The sequence below is a fragment of the Candidatus Poribacteria bacterium genome, from assembly GCA_016866785.1.
GTDB lineage: Bacteria > Poribacteria > WGA-4E.
Map to the genome: position 1 here is coordinate 1 of VGLH01000137.1, position 10,510 is coordinate 10,510.

Genomic DNA, 10,510 nt, shown 5'->3' on the forward strand with positions numbered 1-10,510 from the left:
GGGAACGGCGGATGCGACCATCGCGACCGTCTCTAGTTCGACAGGATCGGCGTCGCTGAGCCGATAGAGTCCCGCGCCGACTTTTTGAACCTCTCCGTGGGTCACAAGCCGCCGAAGCGTCGAGTACGAGACGCCGAGCGGAGCAACGTCGCGGAGACGGAAGAACGCCCCGACGCCCGCTTCGCGGAGATGATCCGTCGTGATACGACCAGTATTCATAGTCATATCGTAATGAACGTCGGCACTTAGATGCAAGTGCCGACGTTTGATCAGGTGTGCTCCACCACCGTTGGTGAGGCGAAAGCACAGGGACGCCGGTTGAGTCACAGGGACGGCAACGGGTTGCGATGCACGGCGTTGCTCAACCGGCACTGCTGCCGGTCACCTCGGCGAGCATCCGTACGATGTCCTGCTCGATCTCGCGGATGTCCGCCTCGATCTCCTCAAGCGGACGCGGCGGCGTGTAGCGGTAGAAATAGCGATTGAAGTTGATTTCGTAGCCGACGATACCGACCTGTTTGTCTTTCTCGTCGCGTTTCGATGTGTCAATCCAGGCGTCGGGCGCGTGAGGCTTCACCTCGCGCTCAAAGAAGGCTTCGACGCTCTCAGAGAGCGGAACGCTCTCGGTGTCGCGGAGTTCCGGGTCCGGTTCGGGATTGCCGTCCTTGTCGCGGCAGATCGCGGCGTTTTCGTCGCGCTCGGAGAGAGCCGAAAGAATCGCCTTCCTCACCGACGCCGGAAGCGAGACGTTCAGTTTCCGCGCCGCGCTGTTCAACGCGCGTTCGAACTCATCCCGGTTTGTGAAGAGCGTGTCCGGCAACGAGCGCAGGAGTTTCCGGATCGTCTCCTGCTGGGCGCGTCCGACCGCTTGCTCCATCTCGCCGGCGGTCCCCTTTTTCCTCGACTCGGCGAGGCTCTGGAACCCCTTTTCGTTGTCGAGTTGGGCGATGCGTTCGGGCGTCGCTTGAAAGCTGAGCCGCAACGGACGCTCGACGGTGATCTTGCGGAACCCGAAGTGCGTCGTCGGGTAGATGCGACTGACGACAGCTTCTTCCTCCGCGCCGTCTTTGAACTCGGTGAGGACTCTGAGGATGTCTTCTGCTCGTTCGAAGGGTATTTCGCGCCGTTTGTCGCCGAGGCTCTTCCGCATCGGAACCCAGAACGACGACGCGTCAATGAGTTGCACCTTGCCTAGGCGATGCAGCGCTTTGCGGTTGGTGAGCAACCAAATGTAGGTTGCGATACCCGTGTTGTAGAAGAGTTGCTCCGGCAACGCGACAATCGCCTCAAGGAAGTCGTTTTCGAGGACATAACGGCGGATTTCGCTCTCGCCGCTCCCGGCATCGCCCGTAAAAAGCGGCGAACCGTTCATAATGATCGCGATGCGCGATCCGTTCTGGGGTTCTTTTCGACGCGACAACATGTGGAGCAGAAAGAGGAGTTGGCCGTCGCTGATCCGTGGTAGACCGGGGGCGAACCTGCCATTGCTGTTCTCATGTTCTTTCCGAACAGCGTCTTCGTCGCGCTTCCAGTCTTTGCCGTACGGCGGATTCGCGATCATATAGTCGAAAGTGCGGCTCGCATGGCGGTCGTTCGACAAGACGCTTCCGAACTCGATTCTTTTGGCATCTTCCCCGGTCGGGTCATTCATGAACAGGTCCGACTTCGAGACTGCCCATGTCTCCGGGTTCACCTCTTGGCCGAAAAGATAGATCTTCGCCGTCGGATCGGTTGCCGGACGGATCATGTCTCCGTTACGGCGCACGCCGACGGTGACATGTTCCTTGGTAATCATCAACATTCCGCCGGATCCGCAACACGGGTCGTAGACACTAAACACCTTCGTGGGGTCGCCGATGCGCGATTCATCGCCGGCGAGCATGAGGACTACCATCAGATGCACCACGTCGCGCGGCGTGAAGTGCTCGCCGGGGTTCTCGTTCAGCGCTTCGTTGAACTTGCGGATCAGCTCCTCGAAGATCATCCCCATGGTGGGGTTGTCCACCTTGTTGGGATGAAGGTCGACCTCCTTGAAACGTTCGAGCACTTTGAACAAAAGCCCGGCTTCGTCCAGCTTGCTGATTGTGTTGTCGAAGTCGAACTTTTCGAGAACTTCGCGCATGTTCTCGCTGAACCCGGCGATATAGTTGCGGAGGTTCGCTGCCGTGTTCGTCGGATCGTCGGTAAGCCTGTCGAAATCGTATAGGGACGCATTGGAGAACGCGTACCCTGACACTCCTTCAAGCAGCTCGTCAAGGTTGTCGAGCTCGCCTTGGAAGCGTACGTGCGTTGCCAGCACCTTCGCTTTGGTCGGCGCAAGCACGCAGTCAAGCCGGCGTAGGACGGTCAGGGGTAGGATGACGTCCTGATACTTGCCGCGTTTGAAGGTGTCGCGGATTAGGTCGGCGATGCCCCAAAGCAGGCTGACGATCTCGCTGTGATTCACACTGATCTCCTGCGGTCGGGCAATGTGTCCTGTTCCTCAGCCGGATGCACGACCGAGGCCCCCTCAAGTCATGTCCTACGACGAGGCCCGGGAATGGATGGCTCTGAGCGTGCCGTCACGCCGTGTGAGCCATCGCGTCCAGTCCGACGAGGAACGGGTTCGGTAGCTGCGAGATCGACTCGTGAGCTCAGGGCACGACATCGACAGGGTCTCAGACGACGGTTCCGGACCCCGGTTTCTGAGCAGGTCGCGGTGCAAGCTGGTGCCCAGGGCTGAGCATGAACATACTGCCGACCATCGCCATGGTCCACCCCCAACGCGGAGAGGCCGCCCCAAACCATCACACAACGAGAGAACACGCGGGATGTGCGGAAGCACCACGAAGAAGCTCCGAGTCGATGGGGACAATCCACCTAGCTCTGGGTGCTTCATCATACGATGGCGTTGCTCAGGTCAAGCCGACGGGCGATCTCATCTCGCTTCTTGCTCGTGATCTTCGCATAGACCATCGTGTTCTGGATGTTCCGGTGGCCTAGCTGATCCTGTACCTCGGCGATGTCGCATCCTGCCTCGAGCATGTGCGTGCCGAGGCTGTGTTTCAACGCATGGGGACTGACCTTCGACTCCGGGATCCCAGCCAGCTTCGCGTATCTCTTGATCGCTCGGAAGACGACCGTCCGGTCAAGCGGATTTCCTCGGTTGGAGATGAAGAGGTAGGGAAGGTCGTCGGCTCGCGTGCGAAGATAGGAAACGATCAGCTTCCAGCAATCCGGCGGCAACGAATACTCGCCGCCGTAGGATCCCTTCACGCGGCGGATCGTGATGCGTCGGCGGCCACGGTCGATGTCGTCGACGTGAAGACTTGTGACCTCTGAGACGCGCAGTCCCATCCGGTACGCAAGGTACAGGAGCGCCTTGTCGCGTTTCCCCTGCTTGCTGCCTGTCGGAATGGCACCGAGGAGCCGCCGTAGCTCGTCTTGGGTCAGGTATCGGATCGTCTTCGTGTTCATTCAGCGGATCTGATCGGCTGTTCGCAGGGCTCCAGCGCCTTGTTTTCTACGATGCCTTCATGCGATCAAACCCCTCAGCAACCGCTTCTGCTACCGCCTGAGGCATAGCCGAGATCGCGTGCAGGTATGCCATCGTCGCCGTGGATGGCTCGCGTTCGTGGCGTTCCCACTTCTGAAGTGTCCTGAGGGGGAATCCGTACGCATGGGCAAACTCAGACTGCGACATCCCCAACTGCAGCCGAATCCTCCTTGCCAACGCGATGCGCCGGCGCGGCAGAACTACTCCAGGGTTTGGCGCGTCAGGATCCTCCCGAACGCGCCGTTCCACTTCCTCATCGCTCATCGCATCCAACTCGGCAAGCAGTTCATCACGTTCCTGATGACTGAGCGGATTCATACGCGCGCCTCTCTTCTCGGGTCGACTTCCAAGCAGAGATGAGCCGAAGGATTCCACTACGCTCGACGTAGACGACGGTCAGAAGGCGAGGACCAGCGTATCCGGTAGAGACCCAACGCTCCTCGCCGTAATCTTCCCGATCATCTTGGGTGTCCGTCCGGAGTGGGTCTTCAAAGACGCGACTCGCCGTCTCGAAGTCGACTCGGTGCTTGAGGATATTGGCGTCGTTCTTGTCTTCGTCCCACTCAACTTGCATGGACGCGCCCAACCCCGCCCGGAGTACTACCTAGTATACCCCATTGGGGTAGTTCGTGCAGCCCTGACGGAACTGCTCTATCGTCGTTCCGCGAGGATCCGTTCGGAGATGATCTCCCCTTCGAGCTTGATCGGGCGATGATTCCGGAAGAACGCTGCGCGCTTGCGGGGATCGGCGACATTGCGGATCAGACCGGCTTCCAGCATTCTCCTCTGCGCGGGAGTCGGTTGGGGCTCTGCGGCTACGAGCTTGTCCAACGCGTCGCGCACCCTTCGGCGTTCTTCGTCGGTCAAGGTCTCAATCTGGCGCAGTACCTGTTCCACGGTGGTTGCCACGGCGCCCTCCTTCCGTTCTGCATCCGTCTCGCCGACAGGATACCATACGTCCGCGGTCGATAGGATGCAACGGAATAGCCCTTCTGTTGCATTATGGGCGGAGAGCATCCACACTCATGCGGGTTGGCGGGCCATCTGAATCGGAGCGATCTGACTGTAGTGTTGCATTAGCCATGCAGGGCAGACTCCTCACCTACGCCGGCGGATCCAGAGAAGCCCGAAACGTCGACGTGTCACGCGCTCAATGCGGGAACGAGCGGCCTATAAGCCAAGAGTGGACAGCCGGTCCGCCGAGGGAACTGGAACTGTAACGCTGGCGACCACGCAAGTAGCGGCGACGTCATCGCGAGGAACATCGACCATGGGATGTCTTGTGCGTGAACGGCACATCATTGAGCTACACGCTGTGGACGAACCCCGGAACAGACTGCGGCGGTACCGGCTCGTCCTCGGAGTGGATGCCTACGCTGACGTCCCGTACCTCGTCGTTGCCCAGTGGGGGCGCCTACGAGGCAAACTCCGGACGCGCTCATACGAGTTCCTGTCCGAAGAGAAGGCGTTGAGCTGCTGCCGCGCGATTCTGGGAACGAGGAAACGTCACGGATACCGCGTAACCCATGTCGACAAGCGGCACCCGCTTGTGGCGTGGATGGAGTCGATCCGCATGCCGAAGGACGTCTCGTCGGACGCCCAACTGCGCTTGTTCGATACGGGGAGCTGGGAGGAAGCCCGCCGTCCATATCCCAGCGCTGTGGCGGATGGAGCGTCCCTGTTCCTGAGAGTCGCTGATGATGAATTCCCTCCGCCGCCACTCGCCGCTCCATAGGTTTGGCGCGACATCCCGTCCCGATGGGCTTTGGTGGGATGCGTTCTGTGGGAATGCAAAGCCGCCGCCACCGAACGTGTTCGTCGGTTCCGGCTGACGAGCCGTGTGCCAAACGCGCAGTCATTGCCCGTATGGACAGACCTTCGTCCTTACACGGCCCGTATGCCCATACAGAGACCTGATACGGGCGCTTCGCGCCCTATAAGAGATCAAAGATTCATTGAGGAGAGAACAACCCCACCCGAAAGCCGATGCTGCCGTTCCGGCTGTGCGGGGGGTTGTAGCTGCGGATCGACGAGGAGGCGATCCCGGGAATGAGGTTGAGCGACTCGCCCCGCAGAGCCCTCCAGTCATTGCTTGCATCCACTGTCGTAGCGTAAAGAAGGCTGATCTTGTTCAGACACCACTCCCCACGTTCCCCGACAGGTCCAGAACGCCGCTCGCCGCCGATCCTCCTGGGTACATACCCACGGCGGTCGTTCCACGTAAGTCGGACTGATCGGTGTCTGCGCGTCCTTCCTGCCAGCCTCCCCACGGAAAGGAACGCTGCTCAGAACCCCCTGAGCCGCCCACTGCCACTCCCACTCCGTAGGAAGGCGAACCTCCCAAACCAGACCGTTGACGCGAACGCTCCCAGCGGAGACGGACGCGCTCTGCGCCCTCAACCGCGCGTTGAGCCAACGCGTGAAAGCCCCCGCCTGGTACCACGTTACGTTCTCCCGCGGAGCGTTCAGTTGCCGGTTGGCTTGGTTCCTCAGATCGCGGCCAGATGGTTGGCCCTGCCACCACTGCGGATTGGCGAACCCGTCCGAAGCCTTCACGAACGCTTCATACAGACCGTACGTTACGTCATACCGAGCGAGGTAGAACGGCGACACGCTCTTGCGGGACCCCTCGATGTCCACGTTGCCTCCCGGTGAGACGAAGACCCACTCGATGTCTGGCACGCCGCTCCACACGCCGACGCCACGCCGCGGGTCCTCGATCTCCGCCAGCCGTTTTCCGATGTCGCGGCGGCGTGCGCCCGTGACATCGGATTGCTGCAGCTCCCGAAGCAGGTGGTTCGCCTCTGGGGTACGCGTTGGACGATCAGGTAAATCGGGCAACGCCATGGGCCCGTCGGGGCGTCCCGGGAACAGTTTCTGGAGGCTGGGCGCCCCAAACGAAGGATCGCCAAGACGCACACTTCCGTCCTCGGCCAGGCGTCCAGACACCGTCGCAGCCAGCGCGCCCGCCTGCGCCGCATTGAGTCTGGATCAAGGTGATCGGCCGGGCAAGAAGTCGTGGCGGCCGTTGCTCGTTCGTGTCGAAAAGATGGCGAGCTGGTCCGCGGCCTCCGGACGCAAGGTTGGGAAGCACATGGGAGGCAGAAGAGACGATGAGCTCAGGATCCACGGCATTGATCACGAGTGGCAGAGAACTGGGATTGCCGCCTATCGCTCCGCGTGACATTGGGAGGATAGAAGGCAACAACAGAGCAGACTCGGCGTCTGTTGTAGTACTTGTACCATTTGTACCATTTGTACGCGCCGCAATCCCAGTGTTCATCGGATTCTATCGCCAGTATGGTACAGGGATTTGTGATGACAGGTGAAGGGATTTGTGCTGACAGGTGAAGGGATTTGTGCTGACAGGTGAAGGGATTTGTGATGGTGGTCACGGCACTGTCCGAGACTTTCGGTTCCGAGCCTTCTGGCAGGTCGCTTAGGCGCTCTAGAGGTCGGCGAGAGCAGACAGACCCTCGCTAAGGTACAGTGATTTGTGATCAACACCGGTGAACGCCCGTAGCATCGCCGCGACGGTTGCTATCGCAGGTGCTGCCTGGGACAACAGAACGTACGGTGAAGAGATACCCCTTGATGTCTTCACCGATGTTGGGTAGGCTACTGACCAGCCAGCAGAGGATGCCCGACATGCCAAAGCCTCAGAGCCAGGAACGCCAAGTAGCGCTCACAGAACCTGGCCCCTACGTTATCAAAGCCAAAGAGGCAATCCACGTCGCGAACGAGATGACTCTTCTCCAGCGACAGTCATGGAACCACCTTCTCTACCACGCCTACGACCATCTTCTGGACCGCGACGAGCACTCGATCAGTGTCGCAGAACTCATGCGCCGGCTCGGTATCCAGACTAGGAATGTCGACCACCTCAAGCAGACCCTTGAAGGCATTGGCCAGAACGTTCTGAAATGGGATGTTCTGGGCGCGGATGGCGATAGTGATTGGGGCTTCTACACACTGCTGTCGCGCGTCCGAATCCACCGCGGCATCGTGACCTATGCGTTCGACACGGACCTGAGAGCGAAGCTCAACAACCCAAGGATCTACGCGCGGATCAGTCTGGCAATCCAGAACCGATTCAGTAGCAAGCATGCGCTAGCACTGTACGAAATCTGCGTGCACTGGACTCGGCGGGAGAGCGGAAGCGGGGAAACACCGTGGATACCAGTGGCGACGTTCCGAGAACTCATGGGGCTGGCGGATGGGGTCTACCCTGAGTTCAAGAAACTGAATAAGTGGGTCATCAAAGATCCGTTGGAGGAGATTAACAGACTCACCGACCTGCGCGTCGAGGCGGGCTACAAGCGCCAGAAGCGCCGTGTGACCGCCGTGAAGTTCCGGATCAGGAATCGGACGGAGTTGCCTCAGGCGCTACAAACAGCCGATCAGGACGCTCCACAGCCGAGCCGACACGCACAGCTCGTTCAGGAACTCGTGGATGCTGGTCTGCCGGAGAGCGAAGCCGTGATTGTTGTGCAGAAGGACTGGGACTACGTGACATCCAGGCGGGCGAACGGCCGTAGTGACTTTGCTGCCTACGTCCGTGAGAAGATCGCTCTGCTGGCTGCACAGCCCAAGTCGAAGATCAGGAACCGACCCGGATTCCTCATAGAGGCAATCCGCGGGGACTACACGCAATCGGCTGATGCGGAGAAGCCAGAAGGTCCTCGAGCTCGCAGTGGCAATCAGTGGAAGGACGACGAGCGGAAGAACCAGTTGAGAGGCGAGTGGGATGAAGCGGCACACGAGATCTGCAAGCAGATACTCCACGAAGAGCCGTCCGCTTTCGGTGCAACCATCGATGGTCTCTTCACGGAGGCGCCGTTCGCGCGCAGCTATGTGAAAGCTCGCACCACGCCCAGGGATGCCTACGACTCCGGCGGGGCGCTCACTGCCATGGTCGACTCACGCTTGCGGGAACAATATCCGGAGCGCTTCCAGGCGCTCAACGAGCAGTACCAGCAGCGGCTGGAAGAGCTCAATACCTGATCCGGTGCCGAGAAGCCGCATGGGCCGCTACACAGGTGCTCCCATCTGACCGGTCAGAACCAGCCATGCCAGGCGCAGCCGACCTGGCCTCTTGCCGATTCGTCGGGTTGGTCGCCGCTCGATACCCCTGCCGGGAATCGCTTCGGAACTCACTTCGGAAGTCTCATCCCTCGCCGCCACCGAATCACGGGCAGTATCTGCGGGCATACCTGCGGCGCTCTCCACGTCGGACGCCAGAACCAGTTCCGAACTCACTTCCGAAGACTTCCGAAGTCGCTCGGGCCGGACGAGCGAAGCAATGAGGAAGCCAGTAACGGCATCCAACTGCCGCCGAGTCTGGGCGAGGTCCTCGTCCTTCTTCCGAAGATCTTCCGCCGACTTCTGAAGTGCTTCGTGGGCGCGATCAAGCTGAACCGTCAACGACTCGTACTGAAGGCGGACCTGCTGAATTAGTTCCGAAGTAAGTTCGGAAGTATTTGGGAGCGCTTCGGAAGTGGGTTCGGAAGCGACTTCAGAAGTCACTTCCACCCGAACAAGTACTCTTCCGCCTTCTCGCCTGGTCTCGATCTCCCCTCGTTTTTCCAGCTCCCGAAGCCACTTGTCTGAGTAAGGGGCATCGCGGCCGTTTCTCTCTGCGAGGAGGCGAGCTGCCTCCGGCTTCGGAACCCACTTCGTGGCGAGTTCGGAAGTCGCTTCGGAACCGGTGCGGGACACTTCCGAAGTCCGATCGTGCATGACAGGCACCCCCAATCAGTTCCGCTCTGTTCGGAACTGGGAACGCCAGACAACGGCGCTTGGTTGCACGACGATCCAGGGAGCTTCGGCATCGGTTCGGAATCGGTGCGAAAGCAGGGGGAGGGAGCCTACGCCTTCTCGGTAAAGGGCAGGGACATCGACAATCGCGAGGAACCGACGCCCGCAACGCGCGCGTTCGCGGTCAACGCCGTCACGGGACCCGCGTTGATGCTCCGCCCGCGCAGGTCGGAAGTCGCGGCCGGCAAGACCTTCACGGTCGAGCTCATCGCTGAGGAGGTCAGCAACCTGATGCTGGCGCATGCGACGTTCAGCTACGAGCCGGGACCGATCGAGCTGCAGGACGTGCACAAGGGCGATTTCCTCACATCTGGAGGCGGCAAGCTCGGATTCTGGTGGGACCAGTCTGCGCCCAGGACTGTGGAGCTGACGACTGGAGTAGGCCTCGGCGATCCGCCTGGGGCTTCGGGCCGTGGCGCGATCGCACGGCTGACGTTCCGCGCCGTCAGCACAGGAACGAGCGCGATCAAGATCAACCGCGCCGACCTTCGCGACTCAGCCAACGGCTCGGTGCCCGCGAGGGCGCTGGTGGAAGGCATCGTCACTGTGCGCTAGACCGCGTACGACGAAGGGCAACACTTCAGTCACCGACCGTAGTTGGCTATCCTATTCCCGATCACACCCCGCGCCGATTAGCCGCCAGACACGGAGGTAGACCCGATGTTGTCTTGCCACATGGGCGCGTTCATTCGTATTTCTGCCTTGCCGCACCGGAAACGCCCATCCGCGAGCGCACGCGTAGGTTGCCTGCTGGTTTGCGCCCTGTGGGCGGTGAACGCCGTCGCGCAGACCGCGAAACCCGTCGCCACCCTCGCGGGGCATACTTCTTGGGTCGTGTCGGTGTCTTTCAGCCCGGACGGTCGGACGCTCGCCTCGGGTTCTTGGGACAATACGGTGCGGTTGTGGGACGTGGCGTCGCGCCGGGAAGTCGCGGCGCTCGCGGGGCATACGAATCAGGTCGTGTCGGTGTCTTTCAGCCCGGACGGTCGGACGCTCGCCTCGGGTTCTTGGGACAAGACGGTGCGGTTGTGGGACGTGGCGTCGCGCCGGAAAGCCGCGGCGCTCGCGGGGCATACGGACTATGTCCGGTCGGTGTCTTTCAGCCCGGACGGTCGGACGCTCGCCTCGGGTTCGTATGACAATACGGTGCGGTTGTGG

General features: G+C 60.7%; 11 protein-coding genes. 3 read left to right on the forward strand and 8 right to left on the reverse strand.

Annotated features, from left to right (window positions below):
- The 7 genes from FJZ36_15895 to FJZ36_15925 form a co-directional block, all read right to left on the reverse strand.
- On the reverse strand, positions 1–225 hold a 225-nt coding region (locus FJZ36_15895; protein MBM3216383.1), incomplete at its 3' end, for a type IV toxin-antitoxin system AbiEi family antitoxin domain-containing protein.
- Between the two features lie 136 nt (positions 226–361).
- Positions 362–2,446 carry an SAM-dependent DNA methyltransferase gene (locus tag FJZ36_15900; protein ID MBM3216384.1) on the reverse strand — a complete coding sequence of 695 codons (2,085 nt, stop codon included), beginning with the start codon at positions 2,444–2,446 and terminating at the stop codon, positions 362–364.
- A 431-nt stretch (positions 2,447–2,877) separates the two neighbouring features.
- Complete coding sequence (locus FJZ36_15905; protein ID MBM3216385.1) at positions 2,878–3,456, reverse strand: hypothetical protein; 579 nt, start codon at positions 3,454–3,456, stop codon at positions 2,878–2,880.
- A 46-nt stretch (positions 3,457–3,502) separates the two neighbouring features.
- Positions 3,503–3,799 (reverse strand): helix-turn-helix domain-containing protein, encoded by a 297-nt coding sequence (locus FJZ36_15910; protein ID MBM3216386.1) that lies wholly within the window; start codon positions 3,797–3,799, stop codon positions 3,503–3,505.
- A gap of 25 nt (positions 3,800–3,824) precedes the next feature.
- Positions 3,825–4,109, reverse strand: coding sequence for a BrnT family toxin (locus FJZ36_15915; GenBank protein MBM3216387.1), 285 nt, complete (start codon positions 4,107–4,109; stop codon positions 3,825–3,827).
- Positions 4,110–4,186: 77 nt separating this feature from the next.
- Entirely contained in the window at positions 4,187–4,444 is a 258-nt protein-coding gene (locus FJZ36_15920) for a hypothetical protein (GenBank protein MBM3216388.1), read from the reverse strand.
- 1,176 nt (positions 4,445–5,620) lie between these two features.
- Positions 5,621–6,454, reverse strand: coding sequence for a hypothetical protein (locus FJZ36_15925; protein MBM3216389.1), 834 nt, complete (start codon positions 6,452–6,454; stop codon positions 5,621–5,623).
- Positions 6,455–7,111: 657 nt separating this feature from the next.
- Here FJZ36_15925 and FJZ36_15930 point away from each other — a divergent pair.
- Positions 7,112–8,539, forward strand: coding sequence for a replication initiation protein (locus FJZ36_15930; protein ID MBM3216390.1), 1,428 nt, complete (start codon positions 7,112–7,114; stop codon positions 8,537–8,539).
- 27 nt (positions 8,540–8,566) lie between these two features.
- On the opposite strand, the gene FJZ36_15935 is transcribed toward FJZ36_15930, so the two are convergent.
- Positions 8,567–9,274, reverse strand: coding sequence for a hypothetical protein (locus FJZ36_15935; GenBank protein ID MBM3216391.1), 708 nt, complete (start codon positions 9,272–9,274; stop codon positions 8,567–8,569).
- A 63-nt stretch (positions 9,275–9,337) separates the two neighbouring features.
- Between FJZ36_15935 and FJZ36_15940 the strand changes: the two genes are divergently transcribed.
- Both FJZ36_15940 and FJZ36_15945 read left to right on the forward strand, forming a co-directional pair.
- A complete protein-coding gene (locus FJZ36_15940) occupies positions 9,338–9,907 on the forward strand; it encodes a hypothetical protein (GenBank protein MBM3216392.1) in 570 nt (189 codons plus the stop codon).
- Between the two features lie 105 nt (positions 9,908–10,012).
- The coding region (locus FJZ36_15945; protein ID MBM3216393.1) for a WD40 repeat domain-containing protein at positions 10,013–10,510 on the forward strand (498 nt) is incomplete at its 3' end.

Coding starts and splice junctions, on each gene's coding strand:
- FJZ36_15905 (MBM3216385.1), bottom strand. CDS start 3,456: ATGAACACGAAGACGATCCGATACCTGACCCAAGACGAGCTACGGCGG.
- FJZ36_15910 (MBM3216386.1), bottom strand. CDS start 3,799: ATGAGCGATGAGGAAGTGGAACGGCGCGTTCGGGAGGATCCTGACGCG.
- FJZ36_15915 (MBM3216387.1), bottom strand. CDS start 4,109: ATGCAAGTTGAGTGGGACGAAGACAAGAACGACGCCAATATCCTCAAG.
- FJZ36_15935 (MBM3216391.1), bottom strand. CDS start 9,274: ATGCACGATCGGACTTCGGAAGTGTCCCGCACCGGTTCCGAAGCGACT.